Annotated in this window: 22 protein-coding genes; 17 read left to right on the forward strand and 5 right to left on the reverse strand. The window is 72.1% G+C overall.

What is annotated here, in order from left to right; genetic code table 11:
- Positions 1–17: 17 nt before the first annotated feature.
- On the reverse strand, positions 18–1,838 hold the full coding sequence (locus tag KSK32_RS13020) for a GTPase domain-containing protein (protein ID WP_216931467.1): 1,821 nt from the start codon (positions 1,836–1,838) through the stop codon (positions 18–20).
- A 210-nt stretch (positions 1,839–2,048) separates the two neighbouring features.
- Between KSK32_RS13020 and dnaK the strand changes: the two genes are divergently transcribed.
- The 5 genes from dnaK to KSK32_RS13045 all read left to right on the forward strand — a co-directional run bounded on the left by dnaK (position 2,049) and on the right by KSK32_RS13045 (position 6,821).
- Complete coding sequence (dnaK, locus tag KSK32_RS13025) at positions 2,049–3,917, forward strand: molecular chaperone DnaK (RefSeq protein ID WP_216931468.1); 1,869 nt, start codon at positions 2,049–2,051, stop codon at positions 3,915–3,917.
- A 48-nt stretch (positions 3,918–3,965) separates the two neighbouring features.
- Entirely contained in the window at positions 3,966–4,703 is a 738-nt protein-coding gene (grpE, locus tag KSK32_RS13030; RefSeq protein WP_216931469.1) for a nucleotide exchange factor GrpE, read from the forward strand.
- Positions 4,704–4,782: 79 nt separating this feature from the next.
- Positions 4,783–5,973 carry a molecular chaperone DnaJ gene (dnaJ, locus tag KSK32_RS13035; protein ID WP_216931470.1) on the forward strand — a complete coding sequence of 397 codons (1,191 nt, stop codon included), beginning with the start codon at positions 4,783–4,785 and terminating at the stop codon, positions 5,971–5,973.
- A 24-nt stretch (positions 5,974–5,997) separates the two neighbouring features.
- Positions 5,998–6,438, forward strand: a complete 441-nt coding sequence (locus tag KSK32_RS13040; protein WP_216931471.1) for a heat shock protein transcriptional repressor HspR — start codon at positions 5,998–6,000, stop codon at positions 6,436–6,438.
- A 176-nt stretch (positions 6,439–6,614) separates the two neighbouring features.
- The gene (locus KSK32_RS13045; RefSeq protein WP_216931472.1) at positions 6,615–6,821 is read left to right on the forward strand and encodes a hypothetical protein; all 207 of its coding nucleotides are present in this window, start codon (positions 6,615–6,617) and stop codon (positions 6,819–6,821) included.
- Between the two features lie 303 nt (positions 6,822–7,124).
- Here KSK32_RS13045 and KSK32_RS13050 read toward each other — a convergent pair whose 3' ends face one another.
- From KSK32_RS13050 to KSK32_RS13065, 4 genes are all read right to left on the reverse strand, one after another.
- Complete coding sequence (locus tag KSK32_RS13050) at positions 7,125–7,553, reverse strand: hypothetical protein (RefSeq protein WP_013473407.1); 429 nt, start codon at positions 7,551–7,553, stop codon at positions 7,125–7,127.
- 166 nt (positions 7,554–7,719) lie between these two features.
- Positions 7,720–8,937 carry a cation:proton antiporter gene (locus KSK32_RS13055; RefSeq protein ID WP_216931473.1) on the reverse strand — a complete coding sequence of 406 codons (1,218 nt, stop codon included), beginning with the start codon at positions 8,935–8,937 and terminating at the stop codon, positions 7,720–7,722.
- 5 nt (positions 8,938–8,942) lie between these two features.
- Positions 8,943–9,443, reverse strand: a complete 501-nt coding sequence (locus KSK32_RS13060) for a cation:proton antiporter regulatory subunit (RefSeq protein WP_216931474.1) — start codon at positions 9,441–9,443, stop codon at positions 8,943–8,945.
- Between the two features lie 68 nt (positions 9,444–9,511).
- Positions 9,512–9,742 carry a winged helix-turn-helix domain-containing protein gene (locus KSK32_RS13065; protein ID WP_216931475.1) on the reverse strand — a complete coding sequence of 77 codons (231 nt, stop codon included), beginning with the start codon at positions 9,740–9,742 and terminating at the stop codon, positions 9,512–9,514.
- Positions 9,743–9,821: 79 nt separating this feature from the next.
- Here KSK32_RS13065 and KSK32_RS13070 point away from each other — a divergent pair, with 79 nt between their 5' ends.
- From KSK32_RS13070 to KSK32_RS13125, 12 genes are all read left to right on the forward strand, one after another.
- On the forward strand, positions 9,822–10,139 hold the full coding sequence (locus tag KSK32_RS13070) for a DivIVA domain-containing protein (protein WP_374226710.1): 318 nt from the start codon (positions 9,822–9,824) through the stop codon (positions 10,137–10,139).
- Positions 10,136–10,390 carry a hypothetical protein gene (locus tag KSK32_RS13075; protein ID WP_216931476.1) on the forward strand — a complete coding sequence of 85 codons (255 nt, stop codon included), beginning with the start codon at positions 10,136–10,138 and terminating at the stop codon, positions 10,388–10,390. The genes KSK32_RS13070 and KSK32_RS13075 overlap by 4 nt, the downstream gene beginning before the upstream one ends.
- Positions 10,391–10,546: 156 nt before the next feature.
- On the forward strand, positions 10,547–13,138 hold the full coding sequence (gene clpB, locus KSK32_RS13080; RefSeq protein ID WP_216931477.1) for an ATP-dependent chaperone ClpB: 2,592 nt from the start codon (positions 10,547–10,549) through the stop codon (positions 13,136–13,138).
- A 275-nt stretch (positions 13,139–13,413) separates the two neighbouring features.
- The gene (locus KSK32_RS13085; RefSeq protein WP_216931478.1) at positions 13,414–14,625 is read left to right on the forward strand and encodes an MFS transporter; all 1,212 of its coding nucleotides are present in this window, start codon (positions 13,414–13,416) and stop codon (positions 14,623–14,625) included.
- Between the two features lie 242 nt (positions 14,626–14,867).
- Positions 14,868–15,239 (forward strand): hypothetical protein, encoded by a 372-nt coding sequence (locus KSK32_RS13090; protein WP_216931479.1) that lies wholly within the window; start codon positions 14,868–14,870, stop codon positions 15,237–15,239.
- An 81-nt stretch (positions 15,240–15,320) separates the two neighbouring features.
- Positions 15,321–15,959, forward strand: a complete 639-nt coding sequence (locus KSK32_RS13095) for a DUF4178 domain-containing protein (protein ID WP_216931480.1) — start codon at positions 15,321–15,323, stop codon at positions 15,957–15,959.
- A gap of 1 nt (position 15,960) precedes the next feature.
- A complete protein-coding gene (locus KSK32_RS13100) occupies positions 15,961–16,455 on the forward strand; it encodes a DUF2617 family protein (protein ID WP_216931481.1) in 495 nt (164 codons plus the stop codon).
- Complete coding sequence (locus tag KSK32_RS13105) at positions 16,452–16,877, forward strand: DUF4247 domain-containing protein (RefSeq protein WP_216931482.1); 426 nt, start codon at positions 16,452–16,454, stop codon at positions 16,875–16,877. Before KSK32_RS13100 ends, KSK32_RS13105 begins: the two co-directional genes overlap by 4 nt.
- 31 nt (positions 16,878–16,908) lie before the next feature.
- Entirely contained in the window at positions 16,909–17,331 is a 423-nt protein-coding gene (locus tag KSK32_RS13110) for a DUF350 domain-containing protein (protein WP_216931483.1), read from the forward strand.
- Positions 17,331–18,104 carry a hypothetical protein gene (locus KSK32_RS13115; RefSeq protein WP_216931484.1) on the forward strand — a complete coding sequence of 258 codons (774 nt, stop codon included), beginning with the start codon at positions 17,331–17,333 and terminating at the stop codon, positions 18,102–18,104. Before KSK32_RS13110 ends, KSK32_RS13115 begins: the two co-directional genes overlap by 1 nt.
- Entirely contained in the window at positions 18,101–19,669 is a 1,569-nt protein-coding gene (locus KSK32_RS13120) for a polyamine aminopropyltransferase (RefSeq protein ID WP_289256564.1), read from the forward strand. Before KSK32_RS13115 ends, KSK32_RS13120 begins: the two co-directional genes overlap by 4 nt.
- Positions 19,670–19,733: 64 nt before the next feature.
- Positions 19,734–20,732 (forward strand): hypothetical protein, encoded by a 999-nt coding sequence (locus KSK32_RS13125; RefSeq protein WP_216936055.1) that lies wholly within the window; start codon positions 19,734–19,736, stop codon positions 20,730–20,732.
- Positions 20,733–20,747 lie beyond the last annotated feature (15 nt).

The raw sequence follows: 20,747 nt of genomic DNA on the forward strand, positions 1-20,747 counted from the left end.
CGGTGCCGTCCTCGCGTTCACGGGCGAACTTCCTGCTCGGTGGCCGGCGGGAACAGGCCGCTGCGGTGCCGGGCCCGCTCGACCTCGACGGCGGCCCAGCGCAGCGCCGCACCGGAGTTGGCGGCCGGGCGCTCGGCCTCGGTGCGACTCAGGAAACGCGCGGCCTCCTCGGCCAGCAGCTTGCCGACCCGGTCGAGCAGGTCGACGCGGGCCTTGCGGGCCAGGTTGCGGACCGCCTGGTCGCCGAAGATCGCCTGGAGCACGGTCTGGCCGGCCACCGCCGTGCCGGTGCCCGCGGCGACCTCCAGTCCGGTCGGGATGAACGCGGTGGAGGCGAACACGCCGATCATGACGGCGAGGCCGGTGGCGTTCACCGCGTACGCGGCCGTGCGCGCCACGAACCGCCGGTCGCCGCCCTCGACCCGGACCAGTTCCAGCACGCCGCGCTGCCAGTCCCGGACCAGTTGCTCGGCCCGCTGCGGCAGGTCGGCCGAGGGATGGGCCAGGTCCGGCTCCAGCAGCGCCGCGCCCGCCGGGTGCGCCTTCCAGCCGGTGTACGCGTTCTCCGCCGCCTCGGCGGCCACCCCGCGCAGCAGCGTGACGAGCTGGGACTCGATCGCGGTACGCAGTTCCGCGGCGGGAGCGGGCCGCCCGGTGACCGCCGCGACCACCCGGTCGCGCAGCCGCCCGATGCGGGCCTCCAGCCCTCGGAAGAAGTCGCCGGTGCCGATGAACTCCTGCCAGCGGGCCAGCACCTCGCCGCGCAGCAGCCGGCCGTCCCTGAGCCCCTGGTCGACGCTGCGCTCCGCGCTCCGGTACGCGGCCTGGACCCGCTCGTCCAGCGCGTCGGCGGCGGTGACCTGCTCGTCGGCGGCCTCGGCCAGCTCCTCCACGACCGGGTGCAGCGCGGCCAGCGCGCCGTCGAGCGTCTGCCGGACCACGGCGGCGCGGGCCTCGGCGTCGGCGGCGAGCCGGGCGAACCAGTCGCTCAGCGGCGCGGTGATCCGGTCCGGCAGCAGCCCCTGCCCGTCCACCCAGGTCTCCGGGAGCACGAACAGCGGCGAGGCGCCCAGCTCCTGCTCGGCGAGCATCTCGGACAGGTGGGCGGCGACCTCGTCGGCCGCTTCCGGGGGTACCCGGTCCAGCACCATCGCCACGGCGGTGCCGCGGGCGCGGGCGCTGCGCAGCAGCTCCCAGGGGACGGCGTCGGCGTACCGGGCGGCGGTGGTGACGAACAGCCAGAGGTCGGCGGCGGCGAGCAGCTGACCGGCGAGCGCCCGGTTGGCGTCGACCACCGAGTCGATGTCGGGCGCGTCGAGGAAGGCCAGGCCGGGCGGCAGCGCCGGCGCGGTGACCAGGTGCAGGGTGCCCGGCTGCTCGCTGGGCTCGGTGGTCCGGGTCAGGCCGGGCAGCAGCTCGCCCTGCCGGAACCACGCCGCGTCGGTCGGGCTGCACACCAGCACCGGGGAGCGGGTGGTGGGGCGGAGCACGCCCGCCGCGCTGACCCGCGCCTGGACCAGGCTGTTGACGAGCGTCGACTTGCCGGCACCGGTGGAGCCGCCGACGACCACCAGGAGCGGGGCGTCGAGCCGGGCCAGCCGGGGCAGCAGGTAGTCGTCGAGCTGGTCGGTGATGCTCGTGGCGGCGTGCCGGGCCGGCTCGGCCGAGGGCAGGGCGAGCGGGAAGCGGGAAGCATCGATCGCCGCGCGCAGGCTGGTGAGCGCGGCGGGCAGGCCGTCGGCGGCGTGAGCAGGCTGGTCGTCGCCCGTGGTGGCTCCGGTGCGGGCTGCGACGGCGGGCGCGCCGGCACGGGTGGCGGAATCGCCATGCGTCGTCACCGCTAAAGCGTGCCCGACCGACGCAAGGTAAGACAACCGGACAGTAGTAACGGTCGGGTTGCGCCGGGTCGGCTCAACCCCGACTTGCGGATTGGCGATCGCGTGGCACTATTGAGTCAAGTTCACTCAACTTGTGGTGCGGCCGCTTCCGGGCGGCCCGCCGGGCAGGCCGTCTGACCTGCTCACCCGTTACGAAGCGAGGAAGCGAACATGGCACGTGCGGTCGGCATCGACCTCGGCACGACGAACTCCTGCGTCAGCGTTCTCGAGGGCGGTGAGCCCACCGTCATCGCCAACGCCGAGGGCTCGCGTACGACTCCCTCGATCGTCGCGTTCGCCCGCAACGGCGAGGTGCTCGTCGGTGAGGTCGCCAAGCGCCAGGCGGTGACCAACCCCGACCGGACCATCCGGTCGGTCAAGCGTGAGATCGGCACCAACTGGACCGTTGACATCGACGGCAAGAAGTACACCCCGCAGGAGATCTCGGCGCGCACGCTGATGAAGCTCAAGCGGGACGCCGAGGCGTACCTGGGCGAGCAGATCACCGACGCGGTGATCACCGTCCCGGCCTACTTCAACGACGGGCAGCGCCAGGCCACCAAGGAGGCCGGTGAGATCGCCGGCTTCAACGTGCTGCGGATCGTGAACGAGCCGACCGCGGCGGCCCTGGCGTACGGCCTGGACAAGGGCTCCAAGGAGCAGACCGTCCTGGTCTTCGACCTCGGTGGCGGCACCTTCGACGTGTCGCTGCTGGAGCTGGCCGAGGGCGTCGTGGAGGTCAAGTCCACCAGCGGTGACAACCAGCTCGGTGGTGACGACTGGGACCAGCGCATCATCGACCACCTGGTGAAGACGTTCCGTGGCGAGCACGGCATCGACCTCTCGCAGGACAAGATGGCCATGCAGCGGCTCAAGGAGGCGGCCGAGAAGGCCAAGATCGAGCTGTCCGCCGCCACCACCAGCAACATCAACCTGCCGTACATCACCGCCGGCTCGGCCGGGCCGCTGCACCTGGACGTGACGCTCAGCCGCGCCGAGTTCCAGCGCATGACGCAGGACCTGCTGGACCGCTGCAAGGGCCCGTTCGAGCAGGCCGTCAAGGACGCCGGCATCAAGATCTCCGACGTCGACCACGTCATCCTGGTCGGCGGCTCGACCCGGATGCCGGCCGTGACCGACCTGGTCAAGCAGCTCACCGGCCGCGACCCGAACAAGGGCGTCAACCCGGACGAGGTCGTCGCCGTCGGCGCCGCGCTCCAGGCCGGTGTGCTCAAGGGCGAGGTCAAGGACGTCCTGCTGCTCGACGTGACCCCGCTGAGCCTGGGCATCGAGACCAAGGGCGGCATCTTCACCAAGCTCATCGAGCGCAACACCACCATCCCGACCAAGCGCTCCGAGGTGTTCACCACCGCCGACGACAACCAGCCGTCGGTGCTGATCCAGGTGTTCCAGGGCGAGCGGGACATCGCCGCCTACAACAAGAAGCTCGGCACCTTCGAGCTGACCGGTCTCCCGCCGGCCCCGCGCGGCGTGCCGCAGATCGAGGTCACGTTCGACATCGACGCCAACGGCATCGTGAACGTGCACGCCAAGGACCTGGGCACCGGCAAGGAGCAGAAGATGACGATCACCGGCGGCTCCTCGCTGCCGAAGGACGACATCGAGCGGATGCGCCGGGACGCCGAGGAGCACGCCGACGAGGACAAGCGTCGCCGTGAGGAGGCCGAGACCCGCAACGTGGCCGAGGCGCTCCAGTGGCAGACCGAGAAGTTCCTCGCCGAGAGCGGCGACAAGCTGCCCGGCGAGAACCGCGACCAGCTCAACGAGGCGCTCGGCGAGCTGCGCAGCGCCCTCGGCGGGCAGGACATCGAGAAGATCAAGTCCGCGCACGAGAAGCTGGCGCAGGTCTCCCAGCAGGCGGGCTCGCTGCTCTACGCCCAGCAGCAGGAGGGCGAGCAGACCGCCCCGGGCGCGGCCGGGCCGGGCGCCGGTGCCGGTGCGGGTGCGGCCGGTGGCCCGAAGGCCGGTGGCGACGACGACGTGGTCGACGCGGAGATCGTGGACGAGGACAAGAAGTGACATCCGGTCCCGGACACGATTCGCACGGCAGAGGGATGAGGTAACCGCATGACGGACAAGCCACGAGCGGCCGACCCGGGTGCCACCGGGTCGGCGCCGGGCGCCGGCAAGGACACCGGCGACGAACCCCGGGTCGTCATCCGCGACAAGCGCAAGCTCGGCAAGGTGACCGAGCAGCCGGCGAACGACGCCTCGGCGGCCGACGCGGCCGCCGACGCGCCCGCCGAAGGGCTGGTCGAGGAGGCCGAGGTCGTGGTCGACGAGATCGGCGGCGAGGCCGAGGTCAGCGGTCCGGCCGTGGTCGACTCGCCCGCCGAGCCGGACGGCGGGACCGGCACGGACACGCCGCTCGGCGCCGAGCTGGAGTCGCTCCGTACCGACCTGGAGGAGCGCACCCGCGACCTCCAGCGGGTGACCGCGGAGTACGCCAACTACCGCAAGCGGGTCGACCGGGACCGCAACCTGGTGCAGGAGCAGGCCACCGGGGCGGTGCTCACCGCGCTGCTGCCGATCCTCGACGACCTGGACCGGGCCCGCGAGCACGGCGACCTGGTGGGCCCGTTCGGCAGCGTGGCCGAGCAGCTCACCGGCGCGCTCGCCAAGTTCGGCCTGACCGCGTTCGGTGAGACGGGCGACCCGTTCGACCCGACCCGGCACGAGGCGGTGGCGCACCAGACCTCCGCCGACGTGACGGAGCCGACCTGCGTGCAGGTCATGCGCCGCGGTTACCAGCTCGGCGAGCGGCTGCTGCGGCCCGCCATGGTCGCGGTCGCGGACCCGGAGTAGTGCCGACCCGTGACGTCCCGCCCGCCCGCACCGGGCGGGCGGGACGACCGGGGTTCGACCCGTGGAAGGGGGTGGACCGGTGAGTTCCAAGGACTGGATCGAGAAGGACTACTACGCCGCGTTGGGCGTGGACAAGTCCGCCTCCTCGGACGAGATCAAGAAGGCGTACCGCAAGTTGGCCCGGGAGTCGCACCCGGACCACAACCCCGGCGACACCGGCGCCGAGGAGCGGTTCAAGACCGTCTCCGAGGCGTACGCGGTGCTCGGTGACGAGAAGAAGCGCCGCGAGTACGACGAGATGCGCTCGCTGTTCGGCTCCGGCGCCTTCCGGCGCAACGCCCGCGGCGCGGGCCAGCCGGGCGGCATGCCGTTCGACGTCTCCGACCTGTTCGGCGGCGGCGCCGGCGGTGGCGACAGCCGGTTCGGCGGCGGCGGCTTCACCGACCTGTTCAGCTCGATCTTCTCCGGCGGCGGAGGTGGCGGCGGTGGTCCGGCGCGTCCGCGCGGCCCGGCCCGCGGCCGGGACGTCGAGACCGAGGTGGCGCTCGACTTCACCGACGCGGTTCACGGCGTCACGCTGCCGCTGACGCTGCGCGCGCCCGGGGTCTGCGACACCTGTCACGGCAACGGCGCGAAGCCCGGCACCCAGCCGGTGGCCTGCCCGGTCTGCCACGGCGCCGGGGTGACCACCCGCAACCAGGGGTCGTTCAGCTTCTCCGAGCCGTGCCGCAACTGTCAGGGCGTCGGCACGATCGTCGAGGAGAAGTGCCCGGAGTGCCACGGCACCGGCGGGGTCACCAAGACCCGCACCCTGCACGTCCGCTTCCCCGCCGGGGTGGCCGACGGGCAGCGGATCCGCCTGGCCGGCCGGGGTGAGCCCGGCGAGCGGGGCGGCCCGGCGGGCGACCTGTTCGTACAGGTGAAGGTCCGCCCGGACGAGCTGTTCGGGCGTACCGGGGACGACCTGACCCTGACCGTCCCGGTCACGTACGCCGAGGCGGTTCTCGGCACGGACCTGCGTGTACCGACCCTGGACGGGACGGTGACCCTGCGGGTGCCACCGGGTACGCCCAGCGGGCGGGTGCTGCGCGCCCGTGGCAAGGGCGTCGTACGCAAGGACGGCCGCGCCGGTGACCTGCTGGTCACACTCGACGTGGTGGTCCCGGCGAAGGTCTCGGACGAGGCGCGGGCGGCGCTGGAGACCTTCGCGGCGCAGACTCCGCCCGCCGCGCGGGAACATCTCGACGCGCGGGTACGTCGATTCAGTTGACGGCGGCAGCGGAGGTGAGCGGGCATGTCGGAGGAGTACGTCGGCTCGGGTGACCCGGCTTACGAGGCCAAGGTTTTGATGATCTCGGTGGCCGCGCGGATGGCGGGGATGCACCCCCAGACGCTGCGCCAGTACGACCGGCTGGGCCTGGTGCAGGCCGGCCGGGCGTCCGGCGGAGGTCGCCGCTACAGCGTCCGGGACGTGGTGCTGCTCCGCGAGGTGCAGCGGCTCAGCCAGGACGACGGGATCAACCTGGCCGGGGTGAAGCGGATCATCGGGTTGGAGCGGCTGCTCGAAGAGGCGCAGCAGCGGGTCGCCCGGCTGGAGGCGGAGCTGGACGCCGCGTACCGGCGGATCGCCGAGCTGGAGTCGCTCGGCGGCTTCCCCCGCGGCGACCTCGTGCCCACCAACCGCACGTCCACCGCGCTCGTCGTCTGGCGTCCACGCCGTACGCCCGACCGCTGACCTCGTACCTGAAGGCCGGCGCGCCCCGCTCCCCCGGGGCTGCGCCGGCCTTCGTCGGTTCCCCGGGGGTTCGTGGGCCGGGTCAGGGGAAAGCGGCGTCCGGCAGAGCGGGGTCAACTAGGCTTTCCGTAGGGGCAAAAGCCCCCAAAGCGGATTCCGGGCTGGCGGGGGGAGTCATGACGGAACCGGCGAAGAAGGTGGCCGAGCGCGCGGAGGAACGGCTGGAGAAAGTGGCCGAGAACGTGCGCGAGCGGTTCGACCGGGTCACCGAGGGACGCTTCAGCGACAGGGTCAAGGAAGGGCGCTTCGTCGACCAGACGGACCACGGCGTGGACCGGGCACGGGACGACGAGCGGCGCAAGAAGCAGGGCGGGTCGACCTAGACGATCCGCCGACGTGCGGGCCGGGATCCACGGGGGATCCCGGCCCGTTCGTGTTCCGGAGGGCGGGCCCGGATGCTGGGTTGCCCCGGGCGGGCACCACGCACCGCCCCGCGGTCGATCATGAAGTTGGCGGCGACAAACCGGACACCAAACACCGCCAAGTTCATGATCGACCAGGCCGGTCGGGTCGACGTGGCCAGCGAGGTCGACGTGGGCAGGTCGAGGTGGCTGGGCGACGCTGACCCCGGGGGGGGAGGGGATCCCGGCCCGTTCGTCATTCGGGGTGGCGAGGCGTTCGAGGCGTCAGAGGCGGCGGTTCTCGCGGACCAGGCCGCCCTCGCACCAGTCCCGGTAGACGAACAGATCCGGCCGGGCGAGCAGCACCCGGCTGTTGTGCGCCCAGTTGCGCATCAGGTCGTCGCCGGACTTCTCGGCCTGCTCGACCAGCTTGCGGAACCGGCGCTTGGGGTGGGCGCGGAAGTTCGTCCGAATGCCGTCGGCGGCGTAGATGTAGAGGCAGTGCAGCGTGAACCGCCGGGCCGGGCAGCCCTGATCCATGGCCAGATCGAACAGCGTCTGCACCAGGTGGTCACCGGCGACCAGCAGATCCCAGTCCGGCGGCATCGAGGTCAGCGGCACCGAGTCCGGCTGATAGGCCCACGCCCGAAGCTCGGCGGGCGAGGGGTCGACCGGGTTTGCGAAGCCGCGGAACGTCTCTTCCTGCACGCTCACCGGCCGACCTTCCGCTTGCGCTGGCGGGGGCGCAGGCCACCCGCGGACCCTGGCTGCTGGGCCGAAACGTTAACGCGCTTGGACGGAGCAGTGGTAGACCTTCCCGGGATCAATTTGACAACGCCGGGCCGGACCTGCCCTGCGGCGGATCCGGCCCGGCACCCGGTCAGTCGCCGACCGGCGTGGGCAACGGCGAGGCCGCACGAGCGGCGGCGGCGCGGGTGCGCAGCCACTGCTTGAACCACGGGGTGTCGGGCAGGCGGGCGAGCATCGGCCCGGTCACCACCGTGATCAACACGTAGGCGGTGGCGAGTGCGGCGAGCTTCGGCTCCACCGGGTAGACGGCCGCGACGGCCAGCCCGGCGATGACGATGGAGAACTCGCCGCGCGGGGTCAGCGCCAGGCCGGCCCGCCAGCGTCCGGGCTCGGCGATCCCGGCCCGGCGGGCGGCCAGGTAGCCGGTGGCCACCTTCGTCGCCATGGTCACCACGGCGAGCAGCAGCGCGGGCAGCAGCACCGGCGGCATGTCCAGCGGGTTGGTGACCAGCCCGAAGAACACGAAGAAGACCGCGGCGAACAGATCGCGCAACGGGGAGAGCAGTTCGGTGGCGTGGTGCGCCACCGGGCCGGACAGTGCGATGCCGACCAGGAACGCGCCGACCGCGGCGGAGACCTGGAGCTTGGCCGCGATACCGGCGACCAGCAGGGTCAGGCCGAGCACCCCGAGCAGGAGCGCCTCCGGATCCTTGGCGGAGAGCGCCGTGGAGATCAGATGGCCGTACCGGATGGCCACCGCCAGCACGACCACCACGGTGAGCATCGCGGCGGCGAGCGAGATCCCACCCTTGAGCAGGCCGGCGCCGGCGAGCAGTGCGGTGACCACCGGCAGGTAGAGGGCCATTGCCAGATCCTCGATCACGAGGACGGAGAGGATCACCGGCGTCTCCCGGTTACCGACCCGGCCCAGATCGTTGAGCACCTTGGCGATCACACCGGACGACGACACCCAGGTGACGCCCGCGAGCACCACGGCCGCCACCCAGCCCCACCCGAGCAGCAGCGCGAAGGCGAAGCCGGGCAGCGCGTTGAACACGGCATCGATCAGGCCGGCCGGCGCGGCCGAGCGGAGGTTGCCCACCAACTCGTTCGCGCTGTATTCGAGGCCGAGCATGACCAGCAGCAGGATCACGCCGATCTCGGCGCCGACGGCGAAGAACTCCTCGCTGGCGTTGAGCGGCAGCAGGCCGCCGTGCCCGAAGGCGAGGCCGGCGAGCAGGTAGAGCGGGATGGGCGAGATACCGAACCGGCGGCTGAATCGGCCGAGCAGCCCCAGCAGGAGCAGCAGCGCCCCGACCTCGACGAGCAGAGTCGTGGTTTCGTGCATGCGCCTCAGCCGTCCGGATCGGTCTCGGCCAGGATGGCGCTCACCCCGTCGAGTCCCTGGCGGGTGCCGACCACGACCACCACGTCGCCGGCTTCGAACCGGAACGTGGGATCGGGCGAGACGTTCACGGTGCCCTGACGCAGCACGGCCACGATCGACGCGCCGGTCCGGGTCCGTGCCTTGGTGTCGCCCAGCCGATTGTTGACGTACTTCGACCCGGCCGGGATGGCAATCTGCTCGGTCAGCAGCCCGGCGGCCTGCTCTCGCAGCCCCGAGAGCTGCCTGAGCATCAGCGACGCGCCGAGGATGTCGGCGAGCGCCTCCGCCTCGTCGTCGGTCAGGGGAATGTCGGCCTGGCAGGAGTCCGGATCGTCCGGATCGTAGAGAACCAGGTCGCGGCGGCCATTGCGGTGGGAGACCACACCGAGCCGGCGGCCCGACTCCGTCATCAGCTCATGACGGACGCCGATCCCGGGCAGGGCGGTCTGCTCGACTCGTACTCGCACGCCGGTGAGGCTACTCCGGGCACGCACCTGCCGCGTTCGGGGCGGATCGGTCGCGCGGTGGTGCGGGATCAGGGGGCGTCGTCGCGAGTGGTGACATAGGTGCCCTTGCCCTGATGTCCCTCGACCAGACCTTCGGCCTGAAGGATCAAGAGTGCCGAGCGGACCGGCTCCGCGGACACCTGGTAGTGCGCGATCAGCTCACGCAGGGAGGGGAGTTTGTCGCCAGGGCCGTACTCGCCCGACGCGATCTTGTCTCTGATGTCCTGCGCGATTCTCTGACGGTCCGAAACTCGGGGCATGGCGGCAACTCCTGGTAGGCCCCAAGATCTTCCCACGAGTCAGACCGCTCAGCGTCTCCTCGGCAGAAGGAGCAGTGTCGTGCGCAATCTCCTGCTAATACGTCCGAAGCGGCGGAACGCGGAACCGCCCAACTCCGCGCCGGTCGGCGCCTACCGCGCCACCTCGTACCTTCCGCTCCGGCCCTGGCAGGTGCGGGGCCACCGCTTCGCGACGCGCCGCCGAGGGCTGGACCCCGCCGAGGTCGCCGCGTTCCTCGATCGCGTTGCGGGGGACCTCGCCACCGCGTACGCCGAAATCGCTCGAAGTCGGGACGAGACGGCCCGGATCAAGCACGCGTTGCGCGAGTGGCAGTCGCGTCAGGCGCCGTCGATGCGCGACCTGGCCGGTCGGTCGTGACGGAGCGGTTCGTGATCCATCTGCCGGTACGCGCGGCCGATCTGGCCCGGGCGAAGATGCTCGGTCGCACGGCCGGGCGGTCGCTGGCGTTCCTCGCGGTGGTGGAGCTGGGCGGGATCACCGTCTCGGCCGAGGACGACCAGGCCGTACGCCATTGGGTGTTCTGCGACCGCAAGCTGGACGGCGGCCGGCGTTGCGTGCTGCGCGCCGACCACGAGACTCCTTGCCTCGCGCGTCTCCCACGTCGCTGAGATCTTGGTACGAAAGGGCCCCCGGAGGGGCCGTTTGCCACCAAGATCTACCCGCGCGCCAGCGAGTAGTGACTCAGGTCACAGGGGTGGAGTTGAGCGGAATAGACTCAACCCTGGTTGTGTCATGTCCAGTGGACACGCCGATCCGGGGGAGCCATGAACACGGAACGTCTCACCACCAAGAGCCGCGAAGCCATCACCGGTGCCGTAGCGCTGGCGAACCAGCGCGGTCACGCCACCGTGGAGTCCTGGCACCTGCTGCTGTCACTGCTGGACACCGAGGGCTCGACCGCCGCGGGCCTGCTGCGCGCCGTCGGGGCCGACCCCGCAGAGCTGCGCCGCGTCGCCCAGCGCTCGGTCGACGCCCTGCCCGCCGCCCGTGGGTCGAGCATCGCCGAGCCGACGCTGGCCCGCGAGTTCGTCAACGCCATCGGCGCCGCCGAGCAGATCGCGCGGCCACTGGGCGACGAGTACACCTCCACCGAGCACCTGCTGGCCGGGCTGGCCCGGGTCGGCGGCGCGGTCTCGGTCGCGCTGAAGAACTCCGGCGCCACCGAGGAGAACCTGGTCGCCGCGTTCCCGACCGTCCGGGGCGGGGACCGCCGGGTCACCACCGCCGACCCCGAGCAGACCTACCAGGCCCTGGCCAAGTACGGCGTGGACCTCACCGCCAGCGCCCGCGACGGCAAGATCGACCCGGTGATCGGCCGGGACTCGGAGATCCGCCGGGTGATCCAGGTGCTGTCCCGGCGTACGAAGAACAACCCGGTGCTGATCGGCGAGCCGGGCGTCGGCAAGACCGCGATCGTGGAGGGCCTGGCTCAGCGGATCGTGGCCGGCGACGTGCCGGAGTCGCTGCGGGACAAGAAGCTGGTCTCGCTCGACCTCGGCGCGATGGTCGCTGGTGCGTCGTACCGCGGCCAGTTCGAGGAGCGCCTGAAGTCCGTGCTGGAGGAGATCAAGAACTCCGACGGCCAGGTCATCACGTTCCTGGACGAGCTGCACACGGTCGTCGGCGCGGGCAAGGGCGAGGGCTCGATGGACGCCGGCAACATGCTCAAGCCGATGCTGGCGCGCGGCGAGCTGCGGATGGTCGGCGCGACCACGCTCGACGAGTACCGCGAGCACATCGAGAAGGACCCGGCCCTGGAGCGCCGCTTCCAGCCGGTGCTGGTCGGCGAGCCGACGATCGAGGACACCATCGGTATCCTGCGCGGGCTCAAGGAGCGCTACGAGGTGCACCACGGCGTACGGATCACCGACGCCGCGCTGGTCGCCGCCGCCGCGCTCTCCGACCGGTACATCACCGACCGGTTCCTGCCGGACAAGGCCATCGACCTGGTGGACGAATCGGCGTCCCGGCTGCGCATGGAGATCGACTCGCGGCCGGTCGAGGTGGACGAGATCGAGCGGGCGGTACGCCGGCTGGAGATCGAGGAGATGGCGCTCGCAAAGGAGCCGGACGCCGCGTCCGCCGAGCGTCTGGAGCGGCTGCGTAAGGAGCTGGCCGACAAGCGTGAGCAGCTCACCGCGCTCTCCGAGCGCTGGCAGACCGAGAAGAGCCACATCACCAAGCTCTCCACCGCCAAGGAGGAGCTGGAGCGCCTCGGCGGCGAGGCCGAGCGGGCCGAGCGCGACGGCGAGCTGGAACGTGCCGCCGAGCTGCGGTACGGCCGGATCCCCGCGCTGCGGACCGAGCTGAGGCAGGCCGAGGAGGAGCTGGCCCGGCTCCAGGCCGACGGCGCGATGCTCAAGGAGGAGGTCGGCGCGGACGACATCGCCGCCGTGGTCGCCTCCTGGACCGGCATCCCCGCCGGACGGCTGCTCGAAGGCGAGACGGCCAAGCTGCTCCGGATGGAGGAGTCGCTGCGCGCCCGCGTCGTCGGTCAGGCCGAGGCGGTCGGCGCGGTGTCCGACGCGGTCCGCCGCGCCCGGGCCGGCGTCGCCGACCCGGATCGTCCGACCGGCAGCTTCCTGTTCCTCGGCCCGACCGGCGTCGGCAAGACCGAGCTGGCCAAGGCGCTCGCCGAGTTCCTCTTCGACGACGAGCGGGCCATGGTCCGCATCGACATGAGCGAGTACGGCGAGAAGCACTCGGTGGCCCGCCTGGTCGGCGCCCCGCCCGGGTACGTCGGCTACGAGGAGGGCGGCCAGCTCACCGAGGCGGTACGCCGACGGCCGTACTCGGTGATCCTGCTGGACGAGGTGGAGAAGGCCCACCCGGACGTCTTCGACGTGCTGCTCCAGGTGCTCGACGACGGCCGCCTCACCGACGGTCAGGGCCGTACCGTGGACTTCCGCAACGCGATCCTGATCCTCACCTCGAACCTGGGTTCGTCGGTGATCAGCGACCTGACGCTCACCGAGAACGAGCGCCGGGAGGGCGTGCTCGCAGTGGTCCGGTCGCACTTCAAGCCGGAGTTCCTCAACCGGCTCGACGACATCGTGGTGTTCGCCGCGCTTCAGGGCGAGGACCTGCGGTCGATCGTCGACATCCAGCTCGACCGGATGCGAGCCCGTCTCGCGGACCGCCGGTTGGCACTGGACATCAGCGACTCCGCGCGCAACTGGCTGGCCGAGCACGGGTACGACCCGATCTACGGCGCCCGCCCGCTGCGCCGGCTGGTTCAGTCGGCGATCGGCGACCAGCTCGCCAAGGCGCTGCTGGCCGGCGAGATCCGCGACGGCGACACGGTCCGCGTCGACCTGTCCGACTCCAAGGAGTCCCTGGCGGTCACCGCCGCCTGACCCGTCCCACCCCGCGAAGGCCCGGCCCCTCAAGGCCGGGCCTTCGCCGTCCGGTGAGACGGACAGCGCTGCGGGCGTCAGCCGGAATATCCTGCCCGGAACGTCAATCGACAGTTAGGAGCCGCAGATGCGCCTCGGCCTGCCGGCGGTCCCCGCTTCGCCGCGAGAGCACACCGCTCGCTGACGCTTCGCCGCCGGATCCCGGCGGCGCGGTGCTCCTCGCCGCGAAGCGGTCCCTCATGACCGTTTCCCTTTCCTGGCTCGAGGAGCTCTTCTTGCGTGCCCTTGTATCCGCGCGTCTGGGCGCGGACTTCACCAGACTCTGGACCGCTTCTGCGGTCTCCAACATCGGTGACGGTGTCACCATGGCGGCCGGCCCTCTGCTGGTGGCCTCCATCAGTGAGGATCCGGCCCTGATCGCCGGCGCCGTCTTCGTCCAACAACTGCCCTGGCTACTGTTCGCCCTGGTCAGCGGTGCTTACGTTGACCGGCTCGACCGGCGGCAGCTGGTGGTCGTCGTCAATCTGCTCCGCGCCGCGGCGCTGGCCGGGCTGACGCTCACCGTCGCCACCGGCACGGTCACCGTGACCGTCATCTACGTGGTGCTGTTCCTGCTCGGCGTCGGTGAAACCCTCGTGGACACCGCGATGGGCGCCCTGCTTCCGGCGGTGGTCGCACCCGAGAGACTGCCCGCCGCCAACGCCCGGCTGTACGCGACGTTCACCATCGGCAACCAGTTCGTCGCCAAGCCGCTGGGCGCGTGGCTGTTCGTCGTCTCCGCCGCTGTGCCGTTCGGGCTCGACGCACTGACCTTCGCGGCTGCTGCGGCTCTGATCGCCGGCATCCGACCGGCGCCCGTACCGGAGGAACCCCGTCCGCGCGGCCCGCTGCGCGGCGAGATAGGCCATGGTGTGCGCTGGCTGTGGCGGCACCGCCTGTTGCGGACGCTCGCCGTGAGCATGGGCCTGGGCAACGTCGCGTTCGGTGCCGCATTCGCGGTGTTCGTGCTCTACTGCCGGCAGCGACTGGGCCTGTCTGATGTCGGATACGGCTTCCTGCTGACCTCGTTCGCAGTCGGTGGCCTGTTCGGCACGACGGTCGCCACCAGGCTCACCCGGGCGTTGGGTGCCGGCACGGTGCTGCGTGCCGGCCTGGTCGTCGAGGTCGTCACACACGTGGCCCTGGCCGTCACGACATCACCTTGGATCGCCGCCGCCGTCTTGATCACCTTCAGCGTCCACGCCATGGTCTGGGGCATCACCGCCGCGTCGGTCCGGCAGCGAATCGTGCCGGCCCACCTGCGCGGGCGGGTCGGCAGCGTGTTCGCGCTGCTCGACCTGGGCGGAGCGGCGCTCGGTACGCTTCTCGGCGGGCTGCTGGCCGGGACCTGGCAGATCACCACACCGTTCTGGGTCGCCGCGGCGGCGATGGCGGTGATCGCCGGATTCGCCTGGCGGCCGTTGCGCGGCGCGACCCGGCTGACCTGACCGAGACGGGCTGCACCACTTGATCAAGGAGTTTGTGTCCGCGCCGGAGCCCCCGGAGGACCCAAACTCCTTGATCAGTGGGGAGGGCCGGGATCGGGTGGTCACCGGCGGCGCGGCCCGCCTGCCGCCGGTGCGTGCGCGTCGTGGGTGTTAACAGGGGCCCCCTCCTCTACCGGAGGCGTTAATAGGGGGCCCTTCCTTACCGGGAGTGCGGGGTTGGTGGGGTGGGCACATAGTGAGGCATGAGGGAACGGGAACTCGACGAGGCGGCGCGGGAACTCGACGGCGCGGACACCCTCGCCTTCGGCGGGGTGGGGCTGGCGGGGCAGATCCTGCCCGCGACCGAGGCGTACCGGACGTTGGAACAGGGGTTGCGGGAGCACCCGGAGGCGGCCCGCAAGCGGATCGACAGGTTGCTCCGCAAGGGTTCGCCGGCCGGCCGGGCGTACGCGGCGACGTTGCTGGAGGCGGTCGACCCGGCGGCCGGACGGGACGCCTGGGCCCGGCTGCGCGGCGACGACGGCGAGTTCACCACGTTCTCCGGCTGCCTCATGGGGCGTGCCACGCTGGGCGAATACGCCGCCGACCGGCTCGCCGGTGCCGAAGGTAGCTGAGCACACACTCAGCGAACAGGACTTCGTCAGGCGTGCGTGCGGTTGTTACCGTTCCCGCCGAGCACGTTGGGGGAGGCGGTCGTGAACGGTTCGTTGGCGTGGGTGCTGGCCACGCTGGGATGTCTGGTCGGGGTGGCCGGTGTGGTGGTCGCCGTGATCGCGGTGCTGAAGTCCCGGCAGGCGGCAAGCCCGAAGACGAAGGCGGCGCCGGGTGACCCGTTCCGGGACCGGGACGCCGACGCGCTGCGGGGTGACCCGCGCGCGCTCAAGCCCGGCGACATCGTCGAGATCCGCACGGTGCCGTACACCGTGCGCGGCTCGGTGCACCTGGTCGAGGGCGGATGGAGCTGGGCGGAGCACCTGCTCGACGACGCGGGCGGGGTGAAGCGCTGGCTCTCCGTCGAGACCGACCCGGACGTGGAGATGGTGCTGTGGACCAGCGAGCCGGGAGCCACCGTGACGCCCGGCGCCCCGACGCTGGAGATCGCCGGCCGCCGCTACAACTGGGACGAGTCGGGCCAGGCCCGGTACACCGCGACCGAGGGCACCGGCCTCGACCCGCACGGCACCATGCGCTACCACGACTACCAGGCGCCCGGTGGCGCGCGGCTGTCGTTCGAGGCGTACGGGGAGGCCGGCTGGGAGGTCAACCTCGGCGAGGAGCTGCGCCGCGCCGAGGTGATGATCTACCCGCAGGGCGGCCCGGAGACGGTGCGCTGACGTGCTCGTCTCCCTGCACGCGCCCTACGTCGACACCAGCGCCGCCGACCTGAGCCTGGCCCTGGGCGGCCCGGAGCTGCCGGCGCTGGCCGTACGCGACATCGACCTGCCCGGGCTGCCGCGGCTGCGGCTGCGCCTGCTCGGCGCCTCCCACCAGGTGGTGCTCGGCACGCTCACCGAGACGGTCGCCTGCCTGCCCGGCCGCCCGCCGCACCTGCCGGGCACGCTGCACGACGAGACGACCGGCTACCGGTTCCTCGCGACTGTGCTCCGGCCGGACGGCGACGGCCTGCGCGCCCGGGTCGCGGCGCTGCGCGCCGAACTGGCAGACGACCCGTACGCGCTGATCGGGGTCTTCCCCGGCGACGAGGACGCGGTCACCGCGCTCTCCGTCCGGCCCGGCCCACCGGACGGCGCGCTCGCCTGGCGCACCTGGCACGCCTACCCGCAGACGAACGAGCTGGTCCTGACCGAGACCGTGGTGGAGGAGCTGTGACGTACCGACGGTGGTTCGTGGTGGGCGTGGCGGTCGCTGTCATCGGCGCGCTCATCGCCGCCTTCACGATCTTCTACGGCAACTTCTCGCCCCGGGGCTACGTGGAGGACACCTTCTCCCGCGCCTCCGGGCGGGACATCGGCTCGAACGCGATCGCGTACACCTCGAACAAGGCGCCGAGCGAGGTCTCCAAGCAGATCACCGACGCCTGGAAGCCGGCCGACCAGTACGTCGACGGCAGCGGCGTGTACCTGCGCTACGACGACGACTCGGTGGTGATCCTGCCGCTCGCCGTCGGCTCGGTGATCCTGCTGGAGAAGATGACCACCGCCTACCCCCGGTACCACAGCATCGTCGGCAACAGCTGGGGCTGGGGCCGAGGCAGCACGGTCCGGGGCGGCGGCCCCGGTTCCGGCAAGTAGCCCCTCCGACCCCCTCACTCTGGAGTCTCCTGTGCAGCATCTCGTCACCGATCTGCTGGTCACCCTCGCGTACGGCGCGGTCGGCGTCGTCCTGATGGCGATCGGCTACGTCCTGGTCGATGTGGCCACCCCGGGCAAGCTCCACGAGCTGATCTGGACCGAGCGCAACCGCAACGCGGCGCTGCTGCTCTCGTCCAACCTGCTCGGGGTCGGCACGATCGTGGTCGCCGCGATCGTGGCCAGCGCCGACGACTTCACGCTGGGGCTGGTCGGCGCCGCCGCGTACGGCATCCTCGGTCTGGTGATCATGGCGGCGGCGTTCGTGTTGCTCGACGTGGCCACCCCGGGCAAGCTCGGTGAGCTGCTCGTCGACCCGGAGCCGCACCCGGCGGTGTGGGTCTCCGCCACCGTGCACCTTGCCACCGGTGCGATCATCGCGGCCGCGATCATCTGATGAGCGGCAAGCCCGCGCAGCATGCGGCAGGGAAGGACAAGCGCACCCAGACGGTGATCTGGTCCGTGGTCGTGGGCGTCGTGGTCGTCGTCTGCGCCATCGGCGCGTTCGGCGGCGACTCGGACACCTCCGTCCCCGCCCCGGTGGCCGACGAGCGGTCCGGCACCGTGCCGATCCTCCGGGCCGCCGCCGACAGCCAGGGCATCTGCTACGGCTGGGAACTGCTCGACGTGTACGACGAGGTGAGCGTCGGCTCCAACCTCGGCGACGGCACCAGCGTCGTCGACGCGCCCGGCTGCACGCGCTGGATCGCGGTGTCCGCGAACATCAGGTACACCTCGTCCAGCAGCGAGTCGGAGGACTCCGCCACGGTCCGGATCAAGGGCTCGGACGACATCGAGTTCGCCGACCTCGCCGCGATCGAGACCCGCCTGGGCCGCTTCGGGCTGGACGAGGAGGCGTTCGTCGACGACCCGGGCTGGGCCGTCACCCGGGCCGCCACGATCCTGCCGCTGCTCGCCGCCGAGCGCGGGCTCGCCGAGCCGGCCGCGACGCCCACCGCCGGGCCGTCGGCCGAGGCCGCCCCGCTGCCGGACGCCGGCAACGACTTCTGGCGGGACCGCTGGATCTATGTCCTCAGCTCGGTCGGCCTGTTCCTGCTCGCCGCGCTGTTCCTCGCCGTGGGCGTGCGCCAGCGCCGCAGGCACCGGGGACGGGTGCCCGCGCAGCGCGCCGGGGCGGGAGCCGCCGGACGTACCCGGAGCAGACGGTGACCGTCGACGTGGCCGCACGGCCGCGGTGGCGCCTGGCCCGCGCGGCGGTCCTGCTCGCGGTCTTCGTCTGTGCGGCCTGCGGCCTGGTGTACGAGCTGGCGCTGGTCGCGCTCGGCAGCTACCTGATCGGCGACACGGTCGGTCAGGCGTCGATCGTGCTCGGCGTGATGGTCTTCGCGATGGGCGTCGGCGCGCTGGTGGCGAAGCCGTTGCAGTCCCGGGCGGTGGTCTCGTTCGCGGTGATCGAGCTGACGCTGGCGCTGCTCGGCGGCCTGTCCGTGCTCGGCCTCTACGCCGCGTTCGCCTGGCTCGACCTGTACGGCCCGGCGCTCGTCGGCACCGCGTTCGTGCTCGGCCTGCTGATCGGCGCGGAGATCCCGCTGCTCATGGTGATGCTGCAACGCATCCGGGAGCAGTCCGCGGGCAGCGCGGTGGCGGACCTGTTCGCCGCCGACTACGTGGGCGCGCTGCTCGGCGGGCTGGCCTTCCCGTTCCTGCTGATCCCGGTGTTCGGCCAGCTCAAGGGCGCGCTCGTGGTGGGCGCGGTGAACGCGGTCGCCGGTGTCGTGCTCGTCTTCACCGTGTTCCGGGCCGACCTCGGCCGCCGGGCGCGGGCCGTGCTGGGCGCGGCCACCGTCGTGGTCGGCCTGCTCCTCGGGTACGCGTGGGTGACGGCCCACGACTTCGAGGTGACCACGCGTCAGCAGCTCTACCGCGACCCGGTGGTGCACGCCGAGCGCAGCCGATACCAGGAGATCGTGCTGACCCGTTCGGTGCGCGAGCCCGGCCACTCCGCCACCGACCTGCGGCTGTTCCTCAACGGCGACCTCCAGTTCAGCTCGATCGACGAGTACCGCTACCACGAGGCGCTCGTGCACCCGGCGATGCGCGGGGCGCACGGCGACGTGCTGGTGCTCGGCGCCGGGGACGGGCTGGCCGCGCGGGAGATCCTCAAGTACCCGGACGTGCGCTCGGTGACGCTCGTCGACCTCGACCCGGCCGTGGTCGAGCTGGCCCGCCGCGAGCCGCAGCTGCGCGAGCTGAACCGGGAGTCGCTCACCGACCCCCGGGTACGGGTGCTCAACCTGGACGCGTTCGCCTGGCTGCGTACGGCCGCGGACCGCTTCGACGTGGTGATCGCCGATCTGCCGGACCCGGACGAGACGGCCACCGCGAAGCTCTACACGATCGAGTTCTACACGCTGATCCGGCCGGTCCTGGCCCCCGGCGGGCGGCTCGTCGTGCAGTCCGGGTCGCCCTACTTCGCGCCCCGGTCGTACTGGTCGATCGAGCGGTCGGTCCGCGAGGCGGGCTTCGCCACCGTGCCGTACCACGTCGACGTGCCGAGCTTCGGCGACTGGGGGTTCGTGCTCGCCGCGCCGGGTGACGTCGCGCCGGAGCTGGCGCTGCCGGCCGATCCGCCGCCGCTGCGTTTCCTCACCCCGCAGGTGCTGGCCGCCGCCGGCACGTTCCCCGCCGACCGGGCCCGCCTCGACGTGCCGGCCTCCACGCTGTTGCGGCCGAGGGTGCTGGACTACGCCCGCGAGGAGTGGCGCGGCTACTAGGTTTCGGGATATGCCACCCGAATCGCCGCGCCACCGGCCGGGGCTCGGCTGGCTGGTCCGCCGGCTGCCGACCCGGGCGGTCGAGGCGGCGTCCTACCTACAGGCGTTCGTGCTCTCCGGCGTGGTCACCGTGCTGGCCGTGCGGGCATACCTGGAGGCCACCGGCTATCCGCAGCTCGGCGGCGGCGGGCTGCACATCGCGCACGTCCTCTGGGGCGGCCTGCTGCTCGCCGTCGGCCTGGGCATCCCGCTCGTCTTCCTCGGTCGCGGCGCCCGCAGCGGCGGGGCGGTGGTCGGTGGCATCGGGTTCGGGTTGTTCATCGACGAGGTGGGCAAGTTCGTCACCACCGGCACCGACTACTTCTACGCCCCCGCCGCCGCCATCATCTACGTCGCGTTCGCGCTGCTGGTCCTGCTCACCCAGGCGGTACGCGGGCGGACCGGCCGGTCCCGGCTGACCCCCGCCGAGCGCACCGCGAACGCGCTGGACACGGTGCTCAGCGGCCTTCCGGGCGGGCTGACCGATCGCCGCCGGATCGCCGTGCTGCGGCTCGTGCAGGGCACCGGACCGGCCACCGAGACGGCGGTGGGGCACCTGCTCGACGCGGTGCCCCACCGGGAACCGCCGCCGGTGCCGCTCTGGCAGCGGGCGGCGGACCAGGCCCGGCGCCTCGCCGTCTGGGCGGCCGGACGCCGCTGGCTGGTCTGGCCGGTCGTGGTCTACCTGGTGGTGGAGCCGGTGCTCACTGTGGTGGCGGTGTTCCTCGACGGCGTGACCGGGGAACTGGACCAGGAACGGGAGTGGGGCGCGGTGCTCGGCGTCAGCGCCACCGCGCTGATCACCGCGGTGCTCGGCCTGTCGGCCGCCTGGCTGCTGCGGCGCAACCGGGCCGAGGCGTTCCGCCTGTTCAAGCTGGCGCTGCTCGTCGACCTGCTGTTCGGGCAGGTCTTCAACTTCACGGTGAACCAGTTCGGCGCGGTCTTCGCCGTCGCCCTCGATCTCGCGCTGCTCGGCGTGGTGACCGCCGAGCACCGCCGGTTGCGGCGCGCCGCCGAGAGGTGAGCCGTTCCGGCGTGC

The sequence above is a fragment of the Micromonospora sp. WMMB482 genome, from assembly GCF_019038635.1.
Taxonomy (GTDB): Bacteria; Actinomycetota; Actinomycetes; order Mycobacteriales; family Micromonosporaceae; genus Micromonospora; species Micromonospora marina.

What these genes read in the sequence shown, in the direction of transcription:
- dnaK (WP_216931468.1), top strand. Translation starts at nt 2,049, where the DNA reads ATGGCACGTGCGGTCGGCATCGACCTCGGCACGACGAACTCCTGCGTC.
- grpE (WP_216931469.1), top strand. Translation starts at nt 3,966, where the DNA reads ATGACGGACAAGCCACGAGCGGCCGACCCGGGTGCCACCGGGTCGGCG.
- KSK32_RS13040 (WP_216931471.1), top strand. Translation starts at nt 5,998, where the DNA reads ATGTCGGAGGAGTACGTCGGCTCGGGTGACCCGGCTTACGAGGCCAAG.
- KSK32_RS13045 (WP_216931472.1), top strand. Translation starts at nt 6,615, where the DNA reads ATGACGGAACCGGCGAAGAAGGTGGCCGAGCGCGCGGAGGAACGGCTG.
- KSK32_RS13055 (WP_216931473.1), bottom strand. Translation starts at nt 8,937, where the DNA reads ATGCACGAAACCACGACTCTGCTCGTCGAGGTCGGGGCGCTGCTGCTC.
- KSK32_RS13065 (WP_216931475.1), bottom strand. Translation starts at nt 9,742, where the DNA reads ATGCCCCGAGTTTCGGACCGTCAGAGAATCGCGCAGGACATCAGAGAC.
- clpB (WP_216931477.1), top strand. Translation starts at nt 10,547, where the DNA reads ATGAACACGGAACGTCTCACCACCAAGAGCCGCGAAGCCATCACCGGT.
- KSK32_RS13090 (WP_216931479.1), top strand. Translation starts at nt 14,868, where the DNA reads ATGAGGGAACGGGAACTCGACGAGGCGGCGCGGGAACTCGACGGCGCG.
- KSK32_RS13115 (WP_216931484.1), top strand. Translation starts at nt 17,331, where the DNA reads ATGAGCGGCAAGCCCGCGCAGCATGCGGCAGGGAAGGACAAGCGCACC.